The 20,613-nt window shown below is 38.7% G+C and carries 22 protein-coding genes; 10 read left to right on the top strand and 12 right to left on the bottom strand.

Annotation, left to right across the window (positions count from 1 at the left end; all coding sequences use genetic code 11):
• Positions 1-144: 144 nt before the first annotated feature.
• The 4 genes from ACPT9C_RS00215 to radC form a co-directional block, all read right to left on the bottom strand.
• Positions 145-1,509 (bottom strand): diaminobutyrate--2-oxoglutarate transaminase, encoded by a 1,365-nt coding sequence (locus tag ACPT9C_RS00215; RefSeq protein ID WP_050948675.1) that lies wholly within the window; start codon positions 1,507-1,509, stop codon positions 145-147.
• A gap of 346 nt (positions 1,510-1,855) precedes the next feature.
• Positions 1,856-2,026, bottom strand: a complete 171-nt coding sequence (rpmG, locus tag ACPT9C_RS00210) for a 50S ribosomal protein L33 (protein ID WP_005613503.1) — start codon at positions 2,024-2,026, stop codon at positions 1,856-1,858.
• A gap of 11 nt (positions 2,027-2,037) precedes the next feature.
• Positions 2,038-2,274: a 50S ribosomal protein L28 gene (rpmB, locus tag ACPT9C_RS00205; RefSeq protein WP_005542826.1), complete on the bottom strand. Its 237-nt coding sequence runs from the start codon at positions 2,272-2,274 to the stop codon at positions 2,038-2,040.
• Between the two features lie 213 nt (positions 2,275-2,487).
• The gene (gene radC / locus ACPT9C_RS00200) at positions 2,488-3,153 is read right to left on the bottom strand and encodes a RadC family protein (RefSeq protein ID WP_050846688.1); all 666 of its coding nucleotides are present in this window, start codon (positions 3,151-3,153) and stop codon (positions 2,488-2,490) included.
• 162 nt (positions 3,154-3,315) lie between these two features.
• Here radC and coaBC point away from each other — a divergent pair, with 162 nt between their 5' ends.
• The 5 genes from coaBC (at position 3,316) to crp (ending at position 7,266) form a co-directional block, all read left to right on the top strand.
• Entirely contained in the window at positions 3,316-4,530 is a 1,215-nt protein-coding gene (gene coaBC, locus ACPT9C_RS00195; protein WP_050948674.1) for a bifunctional phosphopantothenoylcysteine decarboxylase/phosphopantothenate--cysteine ligase CoaBC, read from the top strand.
• Between the two features lie 687 nt (positions 4,531-5,217).
• Entirely contained in the window at positions 5,218-5,673 is a 456-nt protein-coding gene (dut, locus tag ACPT9C_RS00190) for a dUTP diphosphatase (RefSeq protein ID WP_044330861.1), read from the top strand.
• Between the two features lie 3 nt (positions 5,674-5,676).
• Positions 5,677-6,333, top strand: coding sequence for a nucleoid occlusion factor SlmA (gene slmA, locus ACPT9C_RS00185; protein WP_050948673.1), 657 nt, complete (start codon positions 5,677-5,679; stop codon positions 6,331-6,333).
• Between the two features lie 22 nt (positions 6,334-6,355).
• On the top strand, positions 6,356-6,607 hold the full coding sequence (locus tag ACPT9C_RS00180; RefSeq protein WP_032824522.1) for a YheU family protein: 252 nt from the start codon (positions 6,356-6,358) through the stop codon (positions 6,605-6,607).
• The gene (gene crp / locus ACPT9C_RS00175; RefSeq protein ID WP_032824524.1) at positions 6,592-7,266 is read left to right on the top strand and encodes a cAMP-activated global transcriptional regulator CRP; all 675 of its coding nucleotides are present in this window, start codon (positions 6,592-6,594) and stop codon (positions 7,264-7,266) included. Before ACPT9C_RS00180 ends, crp begins: the two co-directional genes overlap by 16 nt.
• A gap of 352 nt (positions 7,267-7,618) precedes the next feature.
• Here the strand turns inward: crp and rlmC are convergent, their stop codons facing one another.
• The 7 genes from rlmC to murJ form a co-directional block, all read right to left on the bottom strand.
• Positions 7,619-8,806 (bottom strand): 23S rRNA (uracil(747)-C(5))-methyltransferase RlmC, encoded by a 1,188-nt coding sequence (gene rlmC / locus ACPT9C_RS00170; protein ID WP_050948672.1) that lies wholly within the window; start codon positions 8,804-8,806, stop codon positions 7,619-7,621.
• Positions 8,803-9,855, bottom strand: a complete 1,053-nt coding sequence (gene nagZ, locus ACPT9C_RS00165) for a beta-N-acetylhexosaminidase (RefSeq protein WP_050948671.1) — start codon at positions 9,853-9,855, stop codon at positions 8,803-8,805. The genes rlmC and nagZ overlap by 4 nt, the downstream gene beginning before the upstream one ends.
• Positions 9,856-9,858: 3 nt before the next feature.
• The gene (locus ACPT9C_RS00160; RefSeq protein ID WP_032824530.1) at positions 9,859-10,209 is read right to left on the bottom strand and encodes a YcfL family protein; all 351 of its coding nucleotides are present in this window, start codon (positions 10,207-10,209) and stop codon (positions 9,859-9,861) included.
• Positions 10,209-10,559: a purine nucleoside phosphoramidase gene (hinT, locus tag ACPT9C_RS00155; RefSeq protein WP_005651576.1), complete on the bottom strand. Its 351-nt coding sequence runs from the start codon at positions 10,557-10,559 to the stop codon at positions 10,209-10,211. Before hinT ends, ACPT9C_RS00160 begins: the two co-directional genes overlap by 1 nt.
• A 120-nt stretch (positions 10,560-10,679) precedes the next feature.
• Positions 10,680-13,505 carry an isoleucine--tRNA ligase gene (gene ileS / locus ACPT9C_RS00150; protein WP_118879790.1) on the bottom strand — a complete coding sequence of 942 codons (2,826 nt, stop codon included), beginning with the start codon at positions 13,503-13,505 and terminating at the stop codon, positions 10,680-10,682.
• A 28-nt stretch (positions 13,506-13,533) separates the two neighbouring features.
• Positions 13,534-14,460, bottom strand: coding sequence for a bifunctional riboflavin kinase/FAD synthetase (gene ribF, locus ACPT9C_RS00145; RefSeq protein WP_192888179.1), 927 nt, complete (start codon positions 14,458-14,460; stop codon positions 13,534-13,536).
• Between the two features lie 46 nt (positions 14,461-14,506).
• The gene (gene murJ / locus ACPT9C_RS00140) at positions 14,507-16,081 is read right to left on the bottom strand and encodes a murein biosynthesis integral membrane protein MurJ (RefSeq protein WP_050948668.1); all 1,575 of its coding nucleotides are present in this window, start codon (positions 16,079-16,081) and stop codon (positions 14,507-14,509) included.
• Positions 16,082-16,347: 266 nt separating this feature from the next.
• Here murJ and rpsT point away from each other — a divergent pair, with 266 nt between their 5' ends.
• Entirely contained in the window at positions 16,348-16,611 is a 264-nt protein-coding gene (gene rpsT / locus ACPT9C_RS00135) for a 30S ribosomal protein S20 (protein WP_005548279.1), read from the top strand.
• A 71-nt stretch (positions 16,612-16,682) separates the two neighbouring features.
• Here the strand turns inward: rpsT and ACPT9C_RS00130 are convergent, their stop codons facing one another.
• Complete coding sequence (locus ACPT9C_RS00130) at positions 16,683-17,249, bottom strand: DUF5358 domain-containing protein (RefSeq protein ID WP_050948667.1); 567 nt, start codon at positions 17,247-17,249, stop codon at positions 16,683-16,685.
• Between the two features lie 145 nt (positions 17,250-17,394).
• Between ACPT9C_RS00130 and menB the strand changes: the two genes are divergently transcribed.
• The 4 genes from menB (at position 17,395) to accB (ending at position 20,437) form a co-directional block, all read left to right on the top strand.
• Positions 17,395-18,252, top strand: coding sequence for a 1,4-dihydroxy-2-naphthoyl-CoA synthase (gene menB, locus ACPT9C_RS00125; RefSeq protein WP_005630980.1), 858 nt, complete (start codon positions 17,395-17,397; stop codon positions 18,250-18,252).
• Positions 18,253-18,320: 68 nt separating this feature from the next.
• Positions 18,321-19,310, top strand: coding sequence for an o-succinylbenzoate synthase (gene menC / locus ACPT9C_RS00120; protein ID WP_050948666.1), 990 nt, complete (start codon positions 18,321-18,323; stop codon positions 19,308-19,310).
• 56 nt (positions 19,311-19,366) lie between these two features.
• Positions 19,367-19,816 carry a type II 3-dehydroquinate dehydratase gene (gene aroQ, locus ACPT9C_RS00115; protein ID WP_050948665.1) on the top strand — a complete coding sequence of 150 codons (450 nt, stop codon included), beginning with the start codon at positions 19,367-19,369 and terminating at the stop codon, positions 19,814-19,816.
• A 153-nt stretch (positions 19,817-19,969) separates the two neighbouring features.
• Positions 19,970-20,437 carry an acetyl-CoA carboxylase biotin carboxyl carrier protein gene (accB, locus tag ACPT9C_RS00110; protein ID WP_011272320.1) on the top strand — a complete coding sequence of 156 codons (468 nt, stop codon included), beginning with the start codon at positions 19,970-19,972 and terminating at the stop codon, positions 20,435-20,437.
• Positions 20,438-20,613 lie beyond the last annotated feature (176 nt).

Raw genomic sequence — 20,613 nt, 5'->3', positions numbered from 1 at the left:
TAGGGGATATTTAGCAGAAGAAAATTCAACTTTGTGAGTAATTAAACATTGTAATCAAATTCCCCCTTGCCCCTATTTTTAAAGAGGGAGGATAATTACTAAGCGGTCAAAATTCACAAAAATTTTGAAAAATTTAACCGCACTTTAGCCTCTCACGGCTTTCAATGCGTCTGCTACAGATTGCTTGAAACGTTTGATAAATTCTTCGCATTCATTTTGGTTGATGTTTACCGCACAAAGCACGCGAACCACGTTGCCACCGCGTCCGCCACGTTCGAGCAAGAGTTTGTTTTTGAAACAGGCTTTTTGAATGGCAACGGCTAATTCGCCATCGCGTGGATAAGCCCCTGTCGCATCTTTCGATTGGCGTTCATCAACAATATCAATGCCCATCATTAAGCCACGACCACGTACGTTGCCGATGCACGGATATTCTTTGCTTAATTCACGTAATGCGTTGGTTAAGTATTCGCCACGTTCTTGCGCATTTTGTGCAAGATTTTCATCTCGCATAATTTTAAGTGAAGCGTAACCTGTCGCCATCGCTAATTGATTGCCACGGAATGTACCTGTATGTCCTGCAGGTTGCCACGCATCAAATTCTTTACGGATAGCTAATACAGCTAATGGTAAGCTGCCACCAACTGCTTTTGACATCACAATAATATCAGGCTCAATACCTGCGTGTTCAAAGGCGAACATTTTTCCAGAACGACAGAAACCAGCTTGTACTTCATCGACGATCATTAAAATACCGTGTCTTTGGGTAACTTCACGTACTTTTTGTAAGAAGCTGATTGGTGCTGGCACAACGCCACCTTCCCCTTGGATTGCTTCTAAGATCACCGCAGCAGGTTTTACCACGCCGCTTTCTACATCTTCGATGAAGTTTTCAAAATAATGTTCAACTGCTTTTGCACCCGCTTCTCCACCAATGCCAAATGGGCAGCGGTATTCGTGTGGATATGGCATAAATTGTACGCCCGGCATTAAATTTTCAACGGCATTTTTTGCACCAAGATTACCTGTTAAGGCTAATGCCCCTTGGGTCATACCGTGAAAACCGCCTGAGAAAGCGATGATATTGCCACGCCCTGTGTAAGTTTTGGCTAATTTGATGGCTGCTTCATTTGCATCTGCGCCAGAAGGGCCTGTGAATTGTAAGATATATTTATCTTTCGGGAAGAATGACAATAATTCTTCACTAAACGCATCTTTAAGTGGAGTGGTTAAATCTAAAGTGTGTAACGGCAATCCGCTATCTAATACGTCTTTAATGGCTTGCATTAACACAGGATGATTATGTCCTAATGCAAGGGTTCCTGCGCCTGCTAAAAAGTCGAGGTATTCATTACCTTCAACATCAGTAACCCAACAGCCTTGTGCTTTTGCATAGGCAAAAGGTAATTTGCGAGGATAACTACGTACGTTGGATTCCATTACATCTTGGCGATCTAAAAAATGTTGGTTTGAAGCAAGAATTGCTTGTACAGGGGTGATTATTGTCATTTTTGATTAAAACCTTCTAAAAGAGGTGAAAAAAATAAGTCGGGTGCCTTGCGATAAATTTACCGTTTATAAAACAGACAGATAGGGCATTTGACTCGTTACTTATTAAAAAAAGCGTTTCAGCTTTTTTGTTTTTACCCTAGTTTGCCCACAGGACGGGCTAGGTTGGAAACAGGTTTTGATGTAGGGTTACGTCAAAACGGGGACAATTGTACATTTTTTTTGCAATATGAAAAGCAAATTTAACTTCTTACGAGTCAAACGGTTAAATAAAAAGCAAACGTTTGTAATAAGAACAAATAAAAAACCCGAGTTTTTACTCGGGTTTAAAATAATTAAATCAATATTATTTGATTTTTGCTTCTTTATAGATAACGTGTTTACGCACTACTGGATCAAATTTTTTGATTTCCATTTTTTCAGGCATATTACGTTTGTTTTTATCAGTTGTGTAGAAGTGACCTGTCTCTGCAGTAGAAACTAAACGGATTTTCTCACGAGCGCCTTTAGCTGCCATTTTTTAGCTCCTTAGATTTTTTCGCCACGAGCACGGATTTCAGCTAATACTGCATCAATGCCTTTTTTATCAATAATACGCATACCTTTCGCAGTTAAACGTAAGGTTACGAAACGGTTTTCACTTTCAACCCAAAAACGGTGAGTGTGAAGGTTTGGAAGAAAACGACGACGTGTCGCATTCATCGCGTGTGAGCGGTTATTACCCACAGCTGGACGCTTGCCTGTTACTTGACAAACTCTAGACATAATAATCTCCAATAATTAAATATAAGCTCGAGCTTACGGTTCGGATTGTTTAAAGCTGGTTAAACCTAGCTTGCTACCTCGTCAGGTCGCACTAATCCGACCCGCTTACTATATTAAAGGTCGCAAATTATACTGACTTTGTTTTCATTTCTCAAGTGTAAATGCGATTTTCCTGAATGTAATCGGTAAAAAAATGGTCAATATTATAAAAAATTATAATAAACAATTCTCCGCGAAAGAATAACAATCGCTTTTCCCTACAATTAAATGATCAAGCACGCGAATTTCCATTAGTTCAGCTGCATCTTGAATTTTTTTAGTAATAAGCTGATCCGAATAACTCGGCTCCGTTACACCTGAAGGATGATTATGTGCCAAAATTAAAGCCGCTGCATTACAATAGAGTGCTTCTTTAATAATTTCTCGAGGATAAACCGCTGATACATTAATTGTACCTAAAAATAACCGCTCTTTTTTAATCAGACGATGTTGATTATCCAAAAATAAAACCATAAACACTTCTCTTTCTTCGTGTTGCAATTCAGTGAGTAAAAAAAGTTTTACAGTTTCAGGATCATTAATAATCGGCGTACTTAACATCTCTTGCTTTAAATAACGCTTGGTCATTTCCGTAATTGCTTGTAGTTGAATAAATTGCGTAATACCTAAGCCTTTTACAGAACAGAAAGCTTTTTTATCTGAGGAAAGTAAAGCGTGCAAGGAGCCAAAATGCGTTAATACATTTTTAGAAAGTGACATAACAGGACAACCTTTGATACCAGTACGTAAAAAAATCGCAAGTAGTTCATAATCACTTAATGCTTTTGCTCCGAATGCCAGCAATTTTTCCCGTGGCATTAAATCATCATTGTTTTCCATAAATTTATGAAAGAAAAATAAGAAAGATTTTGACCGCACTTTTTAGCTTTGACGAGCAAGTGATTCAAAATCTGCGATGCATATCGCAAAAATAGCATTGGGTATTCGGCAAAATTCAAGTAAAATGGCGAAATTGTGGTTGAGTACTAACAAGGTAAGAAAATGAATTTAAACGGAAAACATATTGTAGTCGGTATAACTGGCGGTATTGCAGCCTATAAAACAATAGAGTTGATTCGTTTATTACGCAAAGCAGAAGCTGAGGTACGTGTAGTATTAACCCCTGCTGCGGCAGAATTTGTTACGCCTTTAACGCTTCAAGCCATTTCTGGCAATGCTGTCGCACAATCCTTACTTGATCCACAAGCTGAGCTGGCGATGGGGCATATTGAGCTTGCCAAATGGGCTGATGCTATCGTTATTGCGCCAGCTAGTGCAGATTTTATCGCCCGTCTTACTGTTGGTATGGCGAACGATTTACTTTCAACAATTTGTCTTGCGACTGACGCGCCAATTTTTCTTGCCCCAGCAATGAATCAACAGATGTATCGTCAATCTATTACTCAACAAAATTTAACGGTTCTTCAAACACGTGGGATTACGCTTATTGGCCCGAATAGTGGTTTTCAAGCTTGCGGCGATATGGGGAAAGGGCGTATGTCAGAACCAGAGGAAATTTTTACCGCACTTTCTGACTTTTTCTCTCAAAAACAAGATCTACAAGGATTAAATGTCGCCATTACAGCAGGCCCAACTCGTGAGGAAATCGATCCTGTTCGTTATATTTCTAACCATAGTTCAGGCAAAATGGGATTTGCGATTGCTGAAGCCTTTGCCAAACGAGGGGCGAATGTCACGTTAATTTCAGGGCCAGTAAATTTAACAACACCAAAAAATGTAAATAGAATTAATGTCATTTCAGCACAAGATATGTGGCAAGCTTCTCTTGAAAGTACGGTGAAAAATCAAATTTTTATTGGCTGTGCGGCAGTTGCTGATTACAGAGTAGCTGAAGTTGCTGACCAAAAAATCAAAAAATCTGGGGATGAAATATCTATCAAGTTAATCAAAAATCCCGATATTATCTCAGATGTAGGACATTTAAAAACACATCGTCCTTTTACTGTTGGATTTGCAGCCGAAACCCAAAATATTGATGATTATGCAAAAGATAAACTTGAACGCAAAAATCTTGATATGATTTGTGCCAACGATGTATCTGGCGGACAAGTTTTTAACGCTGATGAAAATGCCTTGCAGCTTTTCTGGAAAAATGGCAGTAAAACACTGGCATTACAATCGAAAGCAGATTTGGCGGTGGATTTGGTAAGTGAGATTGTTGAACAATATAAACAATCGATGTTTAACCGAGGGTAAGTATACCCACGGTTAATTATAGTGATAGTAGTTCCCCTTTGGGAACGCTTACCCCAAGGGGGTAACACTGCAACTAGCCTAGGGTATACTTACCCTAGGTAATTAAATATTATCGTAATGATGTTTGACCGAGGGTAAGTATACCCACGGTTAATTATAGTGATAGTAGTTCCCCTTTGGGAACGCTTACCCCAAAGGGGTAACATTGCAACTAACCTAGGGTATATTACCCTAGGTAATTAAATATTATCGTAATGATGTTTGACCGAGGGTAAGTATACCCACGGTTAATTATAGTGATAGTAGTTCCCCTTTGGGGAACGCTTACCCCAAGGGGGTAACATTGTAACTAGCCTAGGGTATATTACCCTAGGTAATTAAATATTATCACAATGATGTTTAACCACGGGTAAGCATAGCCACGGTTAATTATAGTAATAGTAGCTCCCCTTTGGGGAACGTTTACCCCAAGGGGGTAACACTGCAACTAGCCTAGGGTATATTACCCTAGGTAATTAAATATTATCGTAATGATGTTTAACCGAGGGTAAGTATACCCACGGTTAATTATAGTGATAGTAGTTCCCCTTTGGGGAACGTTTACCCCAAGGGGGTAACATTGCAACTAGCTTAGGGTATATTACCCTAGGCAATCAATCGCAGAATGAATTTCAAACGGAGTATTACATGAAAAAAATTGACGTAAAAATTTTAGATCCTCGTATTGGCAATGAATTTCCTCTGCCAACTTACGCAACTGAAGGTTCTGCAGGTCTTGATTTGCGGGCGTTGATCGATGAAACTTTTGAAATTCAAGCGGGGGAGACAAAATTAATTCCAACGGGGCTTTCAATTTATATTGCGGATCCAAATTTAGCGGCAGTAATTTTGCCTCGCTCGGGTCTTGGTCATAAACATGGCATTGTGCTAGGAAACCTTGTAGGATTAATTGACTCCGATTATCAAGGGCCATTAATGGTATCAATGTGGAATCGTGGAAATGAGCCATTCAAAATTGAAGTTGGCGATCGTATTGCTCAACTTGTTTTTGTGCCTGTGGTACAAGCTGAATTTAATATTGTAGAAGATTTTCAACAAACCGAACGTGGCGAAGGCGGTTTCGGTCATTCAGGTAAACAATAATTTATGGTAGAAGAACAATTATCTTTATCAGGCGTAGAAGAGATTGCGCCTAAAATTGAAACTCCAAAAATTGAAAAAAGAACGGTAAAAGAACGCCGTCAGCAAGTGCTTACAGTATTGATACATATGCTTCATTCGGAACGTGGTATGGAGCGTATGACAACGGCTCGTCTAGCAAAAGAAGTTGGTGTATCTGAAGCGGCACTGTATCGTTATTTCCCAAGTAAAACAAAAATGTTTGAAGCATTAATTGAACATATTGAAAATACTTTGCTGAGCCGAATTACAGCGTCAATGCGTAACGAAACTCAAACAATGAATCGCATTCACGACATTTTACAAACAATTTTGGATTTTGCCCGTAAAAATCCTGGCTTAACACGTGTTCTAACAGGGCACGCGTTAATGTTTGAAGAAGCACAATTACAAGCACGTGTGGCACAATTTTTCGATCGTCTTGAAATGCAGTTTGTCAATATTTTACAGATGCGAAAATTGCGTGAAGGGCGTGGTTTTAATGTGGATGAACGCATAATTGCTTCGCATTTAGTGATACTTTGCGAAGGACAATTTATGCGCTATGTTCGTACTAATTTCCGTCTGAATGCAAGCCAGTCTTTTGAACAACAATGGCGTTTTATCGAGCCACTTTTTGCCTAAATTGACTTTACTGAGTAAATATATGATTATTCCTTGGCAAGAACTAGAAGCAGAAACATTAGATAATATCGTAGAAAGCGTGATTTTACGCGAAGGAACTGATTACGGTATAGAAGAACTTTCACTCAACCAAAAAAAACAACTTTTACTGACTCAAATTCGCAATGGAATTGCGGTGATTGTATGGTCTGAATTGCATGAATCCATTAACATCAAAAATAAAACGGAATTTTTGAAACAGGAATGTAAGGAGTACGAATGTCAAATGAATTAACTGAAGTTGATGATGTTGTAACATCTCCGCAGGAAGAAACAACACCGAATGATCCCATTTTAGATTGGTTTCTTACCCACTGCCATTTGCATAAATATCCTGCAAAATCAACTTTAATTCACGCAGGGGAAGATGCGACTACGTTGTATTATGTAATTAAAGGCTCTGTAATGGTGTCTTCAAAAGATGATGAAGGCAAAGAGATGATTCTCACTTACTTAGGTGCAGGACAATTTTTTGGAGAAGCGGGATTATTTGATGAGGGTTCAAAACGATCAGCTTGGGTAAAAACAAAAACAACATGTGAAATTGCTGAGATTTCTTATAAAAAATATCGTCAATTAATTCAAGCAAACCCAGAAATCTTAATGTTTTTAACCGCACAATTGGCAAGACGTTTGCAAAATACATCACGTCAAGTAAGTAACCTTGCATTCTTAGATGTAGCAGGGCGTATCGCTCAAACACTGATGAATTTAGCTAAACAACCCGATGCAATGACCCATCCTGATGGTATGCAAATCAAAATTACACGCCAAGAAATAGGGCAAATGGTGGGTTGTTCACGGGAAACTGTGGGACGAATTATCAAGATGTTAGAGGATCAGAACCTTATTCATGCCCATGGAAAAACCATCGTTGTATATGGCGCAAGATAATTTTTCATCATAATTTATTCAAAATAAAACCATCCGAAATCAATTTGGGTGGTTTTTGTTTAATTGGAAAGAATATTCAAAACATTAATTGACAATTAATATAAAGGATTTTATCATTGCTTCACTTCTTACGGATATTGTAAGAAGACAGGATTGGTCTCCTGATATAGTGGCTTTAAAGGTTTAAACCTTATTGCATAGTTTTATGCTGCAAAAGCTAGAACACCGAGATGCATTTTCTAATCTATGGTGGGCTGGGTAGAAATCCCGCAGGGATGCGTGCAGTAAGCCACTTGCTGTTAAGACCAATTCTGCTTAGTTCCACCACCCTTCTTTCAAATCCTCAAACTATTTATATTTTTTGATTATTCTTTTTTCTTTGTAATAGAACTAATACTTCATAATGAGATGTTTGTGGAAACATATCAAAAAGTTGAATTTTTAATGGTTTGTAATGGGTCAAATAAGTGAAATCTTTACCCATTGTGACAGAATTACAACTAGAATATAAAACAAAGTCTGATTGCATTTCGTTAAGAAATTCACTTAATTTCTTTCCAATTCCACGACGTGGTGGATTTACAATCACAAGATCTGGCTTATTTTCATTTTTATTTTCAATCACGCTTGCTGCATCTAGAGATTGAAAATTTATATATTCTAACCCCAGTATTTTAGCAGAATTACTCGCCGCTAAAATAGCAGAAGAAGAAATTTCAATTCCCGTTAATTCTGTGGGTTTTTCCCATTTTTCCTGTAACGCTTTGGCGCAATGTAAGCCAAATCCACCTACACCACAAAATAGATCCCATAGGTTATAAATAGGTAATTCAGATACCCATTGTTGAGCGGTTGCATATAATCCCTCCGCCACTTTAGGATTAGTTTGAAAGAAGCCTTGTGGACGAATAAAAAGCGGAATATTATTGAAATTTTCTGGCAAAAATTGTTGTTCTGTCAGAAAAATTTCTTGTTCTCCCTCCAAAATAGCAGCGTGCAGTGGTTGCAAATTAACGCTAACCACTTCTAAGTGCGGTAGTTTTTCTAATAATTTTGGTAATTCTCGACGGATTAACGGCAATTTATTTTCTGTACGTAACACAAAACGCAACATTAATTTTCCTGTTGCGATACTTTCTGTCAGTAAAATATATTTAAGCTCGCCTTTTTGTTTAGCAATGTTATAAGGTACTAAACCTGCGCGACCAATAAAATCTTTGAGGATTGAAAAAATTATTGAGAAATGAGCAGGATAAAGAGGACAATCACACAAATCAATCGCACTTTGTGGATCATTAGGATTTTTTAAAATACCAAGTATTGGGCGTTCCACACTACCACTAACAAGCATTTTAGCTTTATTACGAAAGCCTTGTTCATTGGATTTAAAAGGAGCTAACCAGTGAACGTCAGAACAATCAAGAGAGATAAGTTGTTGTTTTAAATGATGTTGTTTTTCAGCGATCTGTTGGTCATAAGGTATTTCAAGCCATTGGCAAGAACGACATTCATTTTGTTGATAGTATTGACAATCAATCATTTTTTTGCAGCCTGAATATCTAGCCAACGGATTTGAATATCTGCGAGATTTCGGTAATTCAGTTTCCAACGTAGATCTGAAACCAGATCATTCCAATCGATCACTCTACGTTTAAATAAATTTTGTAAGCGAGCTTGACGAGCCATAAAGTGCGGTTGATTTTTAGCCAGTTTTAGGTTATCCACCACTTGAATTACGCCCTCTCGTTCATTGCACAATAACAAAAGATCACAACCTGCATTGAGTGCTTTTTTACTACGCTCTACAAAATTCCCCATTACTCCCGCGCCTTTCATTCCTAGATCATCGGAAAAAATTGTACCTTGGAAATTTAATTTCTTGCGTAAAATTTCTTTCAACCAATATTCTGAACCACTTGCAGGCTGACTATCACATTGCGAATAAATCACGTGAGCAGGCATAATCGCATCAAGTTTATTTTGTGCAATCAATTGCTGGAAAGGTTGGAGATCGCAACCAAAAATTTCGTCTTTTGTGCGATCATCATAAGGTGTTTCTAAGTGAGAATCGGCTAATACATGACCATGACCGGGAAAATGTTTACCCGTAGATGCCATACCTGCTTGATGCATACCATCAATAAAAGCGGTGGCTAAATTTACCGCACTTTTTACATCAGATGAGAAACTGCGATCACCAATCGCTCGACATTCATGCCCCAAATCCAGCACTGGTGCAAAACTCAAGTCAATATCCAAGGCAATCATTTCTGTTGCCATTTGCCAACCTGCTTCTTTAGCAAAACTCACTTGTTCAGTTGCTGATAGTGTTTCTTGAAAAGCCTGCATTGAAGGCAATATTGTAAATCCATCACGAAAACGTTGAACTCGTCCACCCTCTTGATCCACCGTAATTAATAAAGGCTTTTTTACTCGTTGGCGAACAGAACGAATTAATTCTTGAATTTGTTCTCTGTCTTCAAAATTTCGAGTAAATAAAATCAATCCTGCAACAAGAGGGTGCGAAAGTAACTCAACTTCTTCTTGTTCCAACTCTTTTCCTTTTAAATCAATTAACAAGGTACTCATAAATTATTTTAAATAAAGGCGGTAATTTTTACTTTCTACAGTAGGTTTAGTTAAATCAATTGATTTTTGCTCTTGTGGTTTTAGCAAAAATTGAGCGGAATAGCTTTCTTGCTGATTTTCCCAAATTTGGGTTACCCCTAAATGATCGTACCAATATAAATGGTAACTTATATTCAAAAGTTGCTGACTTTTATTTTTTATAACCGCTGATTTTTGAGTCGTTTCAACTTGAATTAAAGGCGAAAGAGACGACGTAATATTCAAAATCGGCTTTGTTGAATAAGTTAAGTTTTGCTCTGAAATTGAACAAGCCGCGAGCATAAAGCTCGCCAAAATTAGAAAATATTTTTTCATTATTTCGCTAACATTCTACCTAAAGGTTCTCCACCAACTAAGTGCATATGTAAATGGAATACTTCTTGCCCACCATGTTTATTGCAATTCACAATTAGGCGGTAACCATCTTCCGCAATGCCTTCTTCTTTAGCGAGTTTAGCCGCTACACTGAATAATCGACCTAGAGCTACTTCATTTTTCTCCGTCACATCATTCACTGTGGGAATTACTTTATTTGGAATAATCAAAATATGTGTTTTAGCTTGAGGGGAAATATCACGAAATGCAGTGACTAATTCATCTTGATAGACGATATTTGCCGGAATTTCTTTACGGATAATTTTACTAAAAATTGTTTCTTCTGCCATTGTTTGCTCCTTAATAGAAAAAGTGCGGCGAATTAATCTGCCCATAATTGTTGCTTATTTAGTCTAACTTTTGAGGGCTGAGCAAATCAATCGCACTTTTTGGTTTTACAATGAATTTAATTATGCAAAGTGTCGAACTTCTCCATTGCCCACTACATTTTCTACACAACGTGGACAAAGCATTGGATGTTCTGGGTTTACCCCAATTTTGTCAGAATAATGCCAGCAACGAGGGCATTTTTCTGCGTTAGAACGTGTTACGCTTACTGTGATACCCTCTAATTCGCTGTCCGCTAAATCAGCAGGTTTTTCCGATAAAGATTTTACATCTACTTTTGAGGTAATTAATACAAAACGTAATTCATTGCCTAATTGTTCTAACAATGCACGATATTCGTCATTCGCATAAAGGGTCACTTCTGCTTCTAAACCGCCGCCTATTTCTTTATTGTTACGAGAAATTTCTAATACGCGGTTCACTTCAGAACGAACTTTAATCAGTTGTTGCCAGTAAGCATCATCTAATTTTTCATTCTCGCCTAAACCAAATAAGCCTTGATAAAATTCTTCAGTAAATACGAATTCTGCACGAGCACTTTCGGTTTGTGGCAAGTGTTGCCAAATTTCATCGGCAGTGAAAGATAAGATCGGTGCCATCCAACGAACTAATGCTTCAGCAATATGCCATAACGCAGTTTGGCAGCTACGACGCGCAAGGCTGCTTGCTTTGGTGGTGTATTGACGGTCTTTAATAATATCTAAATAGAATGAACCCATTTCTACCGAACAGAAACGCATTAAACGTTGTACCACTGTGTGGAATTGGTAGTTATCGTACGCATCTTTAATTTCATGTTGCGCATCTAAGGCACAGGCCACAGCCCAACGATCTAGACTAATCATTTCTTCTGGTTTAACTAAATCACGTTTTGGATCAAAACCATTCAAGTTTGCCAATAAGAAACGCGCGGTGTTACGAATACGACGATAGCTGTCCGCTGCACGTTTTAAGATTTCGTCAGAAACAGTCATTTCGCCCGTATAATCTGTTGAAGCAACCCATAAACGTAAAATATCGCCACCAAATTTATCCATTACTTCTTGTGGAGTCACGATGTTACCGATAGATTTTGACATCTTACGGCCTTGACCATCCACCGTGAAGCCATGGGTTAATACTTGTTTATATGGTGCTTTGCTGTCTGTTGCCGTAGAAAGCATTAAAGAAGACATAAACCAACCACGATGTTGGTCAGAACCTTCCAAATACATATCGATATCTTGACCATTAAATTCTGGACGATTCGCGACAACAGAAGAATAAGTCGATCCTGAGTCGAACCATACATCAAGGGTATCTGGCACTTTGCGATAGGTTTCTGCGTCCGCACCTAATAATTCTTTTTCGTCTAAATCCCACCATGCTTGAATACCGGCTTTCTCTACACGTTTCGCTACTTCTTCAAGTAATTCTAATGTTCGAGGATGCAATTCTTCTGTTTCTTTATGCACGAACAACGTCATCGGCACGCCCCAAGTACGTTGGCGTGAAATACACCAGTCTGGGCGATTTTCCACCATTTTCTCGATGCGTGCTTGACCCCAATCTGGAATCCAGCGAACTTGTTGGATTTCGCCTAATGCTTGTTGGCGTAAACCTTGCGTTTCCATACCGATAAACCATTGCGGTGTCGCACGGAAAATAATTGGGGTTTTGTGACGCCAGCAGTGTGGATAGCTGTGTTTGATTTTTTCAACTTTTAATAAATTACCTACTTCTTGTAATTTTTCTATCACAAGCGGATTTGCTTCAAATACACCTTTGCCAGCAAAGAATTCAGTCGTTGAAATAAATTTACCATCATTAGAAACAAGACCCGCCATCGGTAAATCATATCGTTTACCCACGACAAAGTCGTCTAAACCGTGATCAGGTGCGGTATGTACTAAACCCGTACCACCATCAGTGGTCACGTGATCACCTAAAATTACTGGTACAGTGAAATCATAGAACGGATGGTTAAAGCGTACTAACTCAAGCGCCTGACCTTTTACTGAACCTAAAATTTCAACTTGTTCTACGCCCACCGCTTTCGCTACGGATTCAACTAATTCAGCGGCCAAGATCACGCGCTCATCGCCAAGTTGTACTAAGTTGTATTCTAATTCGGCATTTACTGCAATCGCACGGTTAGATGGCATTGTCCAAGGTGTGGTTGTCCAAATAACAGCAGATAATTTACCTTGCCCTTTACTGACCGTATTAAATTTCTCTTCAATTTCAACCGCACTTACTGCTGGGAAACGAACATAGATAGATGGAGAAACTTTGTCTTCATATTCTACTTCTGCTTCAGCCAAAGAAGAACCGCAGTCTAAACACCAATGAACTGGTTTTGAACCTTTGTATAAATGACCGTTTTCAATCACTTTACCTAAAGTACGGATAATATTCACTTCAGTATCGAAATTCATCGTGAGGTATGGATTATCCCAATCGCCCAACACACCTAAACGGATAAAGTCTTTTTTCTGACCTTCGACTTGTTCCGCAGCATATTCGCGACATTTTTGACGAAATTCAGCCGCCGTAATTTTCTCGTTTGGTTTACCTACTAAACCTTCAACTTTAAGTTCAATTGGTAAACCATGACAGTCCCAACCTGGGATATAAGGCGAATCAAAACCTAATGCTGTTTTGGATTTAATAATAATATCTTTCAGAATCTTGTTTACAGCGTGACCAATATGAATGTTACCATTCGCATACGGAGGGCCATCATGCAAAATAAAAGATTTTTTACCCTTACTCGCTTCACGAATTTTTTGGTAAAGATTTTTCTCGTACCAATTTTTTAACATTACAGGTTCGCGCTTAGCTAAATCGCCACGCATTGGAAAGTTGGTTTCCGGTAGGTTAAGAGTGTTTTTGTAATCGACTGTCATTTTATTTTCCAATTTTTATATTTTAAAATTAACTGTTAAAAAACGCTTTCGCTGTTTCTACATCTTTCTCAATTTGCAGTTTTAAATCATCAAAAGACGGAAATTTAATCTCGTTTCTAATCTTGTGGCAGAATTCGACTTCCACCATTTGGCCATAAATATCCTGAGAAAAATCAAATAAATGCACTTCTAATAATTGCATTAATCCATTTATAGTTGGGCGTTTTCCCATATTTGCCACGCCGTTAAAAATCTCACCCGATTTTAACCGCACTTTTACGGCATAAACACCTTTGATTGGATTGACTTGTCTATGCAAACGAATATTTGCCGTTGGAAATCCAATTGTTCTGCCCAACTTATTCCCATGAATCACACGCCCGAAAATACGATAAGGTTTACCGAGTAAATTTTTTGCAAGTTGTAAGTCATCATTCGCTAACGCTTCGCGAATTGCAGTACTACTAATTCGCTGTTCATCTAGACAAAAGCTACGGTTATCTTCAACAACAAAACCGAAACGCTTACCAGCTTCTTGCAACATTGCAAAATTGCCTTGGCGTTTTGAACCAAACTTGAAATCATCGCCAATGCTTAAAAATTTCACATGTAGATGATTAACAAGCGTTTGCTCAATAAACACATCAGCTGGTTGTTCGGCAAAAGTGCGGTCAAATTTCGCCACAATTACGACATCAACCTTCGCTTTTTCGAGATAACAAATTTTGTCACGCAAACGCATTAAACGGGCTGGAGCATTTTCCCCCATAAAATATTCACGCGGCTGAGCTTCAAATAACAATACCGCCATGGGTAAATTTAATTCGTCAGCTTTTTGACGCAAATGGCGAAGGACGGCTTGATGCCCTAAATGCACGCCATCAAAGTTGCCGATCGTTAGCGCACAACCTTGTAAAACACGATTTACATTGTGAAGCCCGCGAATTAATTGCATGTCCTTATCCATGAAAATAAGAGAATTTCGGCATTATAGCGAGAAGTTAGTTTTTTGTCAGCAAATGGTGTTTTCGAACGCCTAATAAAATCAACGTTGCGCCATAAACTATGGCGGCTAAGACAATCAACCAAACAAGCCAATAAACACGCATAAAGAAATCCATTTTCGCCCATTGGTTGATTTCAGGTACGTAATACCAAACTGCTGCCCCCATTGCAATTGCTGCCAATAAAACTTTCACAAAAAAGACCGCACTTTTACGTGAGAAATGATAGACATCCGCTTTGGCTAAGCCGCGATAGAGCAAATAAGCATTAAGAGTTGCCGACATCGCTGAAGCAATGGCTAATCCTACATAGCTGAAAGGAATTGCTAATAAGTTAAAGCCCATATTGCTTATCATTGCAATAATGCCAATTTTTACTGGTGTTTTGGTATCTTGGCGGGCGTAATAGCCATTGGCGAGAATTTTAATCAACATAAAGCTAAGTAACCCCGCATTAAATGCCCATAAAGAATAAGAGGCGGCATGAACATCATTTAGCATAAAATTTCCACGCATAAAGAGAGTCAGTAACATTGGCTGAGCCAATACAGCAATACCAATGGCTGCAGGAACGCCAAGTAATAAAATCATTCGCACGCCCCAATCCATTGTATTACGAAAATCAACCGCACTTTTAGCTGAATCGCCTTCACGATTAACGTGGTGGCGAGCAAGCGTTGGCAAAATTACGGTAGAAATAGCAATACCAAATAAACCAAGAGGAAATTCCAATAAGCGGTCAGAATAATACAACCAGCTAATTGAACCTGTCATTAAAAAGCTTGCAATCACAGTATCCAGCAAAAGATTAATTTGACTTACCGATACACCAAATAACGCAGGGATCATTAATTTACGAATTTTGGTTACGCCTTCATCCCGCCAAGCCCATTTGGGTTTCACTAGTAAACCTGCTTGTTTCATAAAGGGAATTTGGAATAAGAACTGCAATAAGCCGCCAAGAAAAATCCCGACAGCCAGTGCAAGATCTGGATTGTCCATTTGTGGCGCAAGGAAAAGTGCGGTGGAAATCATCGCTATATTTAAGAGTACAGGCGAAAAAGACATCACGCCGAATTTCCCGATTGTGTTAAGTACCGCGCCAGAAAGTGCGACAAAAGTGACAAACCATAAATAAGGAAAGGTTATTTTAAGAAGAAGAGAGGCTTGTTCAAACTTATGTGCATCAGGGCCATCATTTATCCAATCAGTGAACCATCCCATCCCAAATAAAGCGGCAACGACAGGCGAACCAACCATTGCAAGGATCGTAACAATACTGACCAATCCTCCAAGAGTACCAGAAACTTTTCCAATAAATTCACGGGTTTTATTTATATCGCCAGATTGTTGATATTCAGCGAGAACAGGCACAAAAGCCTGAGAAAAAGCTCCCTCAGCAAATAAACGGCGAAGAAAATTTGGGATACGATTAGCAAATAAAAAAACGTCTGCTGCCGCGCCTGCACCAATAAGATGTGCGATAACTACATCGCGAACAAGACCTAACACTCTTGATAATAAAGTCATAGAACTAACAACAATGCTAGATTTTAAAAGTCGTTTACTCAAAATATTCTTCTCTACCCTAAAATTTTTGCCTAATTGTATAGAAATTTTGTTTTTACGCTATATTCCGTGAAAAAAAACTGATAAAATCCGTCGCACATCGTTTGTGTGAGCCCCTATTGAAAGAGCTTGTAAAAATAACGATGCTTACTTTCGGTTGTGTCTCACCGAAATCAACACAAATTTTTCATTGACAAAAACATACAAAATCGGCAAATTGACGCCCTTTATTTTGTCTATCAATCAACAGAAATTTTAGGAGTTTGACCTTGGCTAATATCAAGTCAGCAAAAAAACGCGCGGTTCAATCTGAAAAACGCCGCCAACATAACGCAAGCCAACGCTCTATGATGCGTACTTACATCAAAAAAGTATATGCTCAAGTAGCAGCAGGTGAAAAAGCAGCAGCTGAAGCAGCATTCGTTGAAATGCAAAAAGTTGTTGATCGTATGGCTTCTAAAGGCTTAATCCACGCTAACAAAGCAGCAAATCACAAATCTAAATTAGCTGCACAAATCAAAAAATTAGCGTAATTTTTAGCTAGAAAGAATGAAAAATAAAACCGCACTTTAAAGTGCGGTTTTTTATTCCATTGAATTTTAGACTAAAGCAACAACATCGATCCCCATTTGATAATATCAAAGAAGAATTTATTTTGATTGGTTGCAATGCCATCAGAATTTTTTGGTGTGCCATCTTCATTTTTTTGCACTTCCAACATACCATTTTTATATTGACCTTTCACGACAGCCAAATCATCGCGTGCTTCGTTACGCAATTTAAAACAAGCCTGTTCAGTTAAAGGCTCAACATTACCCATTTCGGTACGGAATTTTTTAAACTGATAGCTTGCATAATTCATTGATTTTTCATCGGCTTGGATAATCTTCACATATTGTTCGCCAATAATTTTTTCCAACGGATAGAAAAAGACATATTGTGAGTGAATATAGCTATCTTCTTTAGAAAAATGCTGTTGTAAAATACGAGTTAAATTTGGGTAAACGCATTGTTCTACTTGCTTACTTGCAATTGCCCATTGTTTTGAATCTTGATCAGACAGTTGGTAATCTGCCCCCGCAAATTCCGCTGGAATTACGGATTGTTGGCTACCAAACATTGAACAGCTAGATAACAATGCTGCCATACCTAAGGTTGCAATTAATTTCACATTTGATCCTTATAAAAGAGAGAATACGCAAAATTCTAGCAATATCTTCACAACAGATAAAGCAACAAATGAATTTAGTTTTCCTGATCTGAAAAACTTCCGTTATAATGACCGCACTTTTTTACGTTAATTAAAAGGAATTCTTATGCAAAATCCAAAAGATGATGTGTTATATGCGCCTGTTGAATGGGTCGATCACAGTGAAGGCTATAGCGATATTCGCTATCATAAATCCACTGACGGTATTGCTAAAATCACGATTAACCGCCCAGAAGTTCGTAATGCATTTCGTCCACAAACAGTGAAAGAAATGATCACTGCATTTTCTGATGCTCGTTTCGATGAAAACATTGGTGTTATCGTATTAACTGGCGAAGGCGAAAAAGCATTCTGTTCTGGTGGTGACCAAAAAGTGCGTGGCGATTACGGCGGTTATAAAGATGATAGCGGCGTACATCACTTAAATGTATTGGATTTCCAACGCGATATTCGTTCTTGTCCAAAACCTGTGGTGGCAATGGTGGCTGGTTATGCTATTGGTGGCGGTCACGTACTTCATATGCTTTGTGATTTAACCATTGCTGCTGAAAATGCCATTTTCGGGCAAACTGGGCCAAAAGTTGGTTCATTCGATGGTGGTTGGGGCGCAAGCTATATGGCTCGTTTAGTGGGTCAGAAAAAAGCACGTGAAATTTGGTTCTTATGCCGTCAATATAATGCACAAGAAGCATTAGATATGGGCTTAGTCAATACGGTTGTGCCTTACGCTGATCTTGAAAAAGAAACTGTGCGTTGGTGTCGTGAAATGTTACGCAATAGCCCAATCGCAATTCGTTGTTTGAAAGCAGCATTAAATGCGGATTGTGATGGCCAAGCGGGTCTTCAAGAATTAGCGGGTAACGCGACAATGTTGTTCTACATGACTGAAGAAGGTCAAGAAGGTCGCAATGCGTTTAACGAAAAACGCGCTCCAGACTTCAGCAAATTCAGACGTAACCCTTAATTTATCGTTCTAAAGTGCGGTTAAAAATCTTCGTGAATTTTGACCGCACTTTTGCATTGGGAGCAAGCATGGCACAAAAATCCTTCAATCTTTACCGTTATTCCATCCCCGTTGATAGCCAACTTATTCTGCGTGATCGTTTTTTAAAACGCCGTGAAGGCTTAATCGTAAGAGTGAGTTGCAGCCGAGACGGTTGGGGAGAAATCGCCCCGCTACCTGGTTTTAGCGAAGAAACCTTAGACCAAGCTCAAGAACAAGCAATTGAATGGCTAACAACATGGTGCAATGCAAGCTGTGACGCACCTCGCGTACCATTAAATGGCACCTATCCCTCCGTTGCTTTTGGTATCAGTTGCGCAATGGATGAAATGAAAGGTTATTTACAAACTGAAGGCAATTACCATACAGCACCACTTTGTTATGGCGATACAGATGAACTGTACGCCAAACTTGCGAGCATAGAAGGCGAAAAAGTGGCAAAAATGAAAGTGGGTATATACGAAGCCAATCGCGATGGATTAATTGCCGATATGTTTTTAGAAGCCATTCCCGATTTACAATTACGACTAGATGCAAACCGACATTGGTCGTTAGAAAAAGCGTTACAATTTGCCGCTAAAGTCAAACCGCAACATAGAAAACGTATTCAATTTTTAGAAGAACCTTGTAAAACACAAGAACTCAGCCGTGAATTTGCAGCTCAAACCGACATCGTGATTGCATGGGATGAATCCTTGCGAGAGCCTAATTTTTGCCTAGAAAAAGAACCGCACTTATCGGCTGTCGTAATCAAACCCACTTTAATTGGTTCAATTCAACGTTGTGCAGAACTTATTAAGAAAGCCCATTCGTTAGGTCTAAAAGCGGTTATTAGTTCAAGTATCGAAAGCAGTTTAGGGCTTTCTCAACTTGCGCGAATCGCACAACAATACACCCCGAATGTGACTCCAGGCTTAGACACGTTAGATTTGATGGAATATCAAGTGCTACGTGCTTGGCCTGCTTCTAATTTACCTATTGTGGATTTAGAATCTGAATTTATCACTAAAATTATCTGATTCGACCACCAAAAATCGAAAAACCAGTATAATGCACCACACAAAAAGGATTAAAAATGTCGCAAACACACAGAATTTTGCTGTTAAATGGCCCGAACTTAAATATGTTAGGGGCTCGCGAGCCAAAACATTATGGCAGTATTTCTCTTGCATCCATTGAAGAGAAAATACAAACTTTAGCCACTCAGCACAATGTAAAAGTGGAATGTTTTCAAGCCAATAGTGAAGAAAAATTAATTAATAAGATCCACGAAAGTTTTCAGCAAGTCGATTTTATTTTAATTAATCCTGCGGCTTATACCCATACCAGTGTAGCATTGCGCGATGCACTTTTAGCCGTTTCAATTCCTTTTGTGGAGATTCACTTATCCAACGTGCATAAACGTGAACCATTTCGTCATCATTCTTATTTTAGCGATGTGGCTGAAGGTGTTATTTGCGGTTTGGGTGCAAAAGGTTACGAGTTTGCCTTTTTATTTGCTATGGATTACCTTGCTAAAAAATAAGAAAATCGAGCATTTTTGGCGAAATTCATAGAATTTTATCGCAAATTTGCAAAATTTGAGGTAATCTCTGCAACACAAAAACAAGTTTATTCATAACCGCACTTTTTTCGTTTAAAAGTGCGGTTAAAATTTCAATCTTTTTAGGAAGAACGTATGGACATTCGTAAAATCAAAAAATTAATCGAATTAGTAGAAGAATCTGGCATTACTGAATTAGAAGTGCAAGAAGAGGAAGGCACAGTACGTATTAGCCGTGCCACACCAGTCGTTGCTCCAGCAGCCGTTCAATATGCTGCTGCACCAGTAGTAGCACCGACTCCTGCCGCTGCGCCAGCTCAAGCACCAGCAGCTGCGACACCAGCACCAGCCGCATCGGATGAATTATCAGGTCATCTTGTACGTTCTCCAATGGTGGGAACGTTCTATCGCAGTCCAAGTCCTGAAGCAAAAGCATTTGTTGAAGTGGGTCAGTCTGTGAAAGTTGGCGACGCGCTTTGTATCGTTGAAGCAATGAAAATGATGAATCGCATTGAAGCGGACAAGGCTGGCGTAGTAAAAGCAATTCTTATCAACGACGGTGACGCTGTTGAATTCGACGAACCATTAATCGTTATTGAATAATTTCCAATATTTTCGTCGGGCGGACTTTAGTCCGCCTATTTCATATACAAACAATTAGAGCGAATTTATCGTAGGCGATATAAATTGAAATCTGTTCACACCAAATTTGAATAGGGAGAACAATATTTCAAGAACCTACATAAAAATTCACGTCTATCTGACTAAACGGACTCTTT

Source organism: Haemophilus sp. HN_Hi16, assembly GCF_049823435.1.
GTDB classification, from domain to species: domain Bacteria; phylum Pseudomonadota; class Gammaproteobacteria; order Enterobacterales; family Pasteurellaceae; genus Haemophilus; species Haemophilus influenzae_D.
The sequence above is the reverse complement of the archived record's forward strand: the minus strand, read 5'-3'. Positions and strand labels throughout refer to the sequence as shown.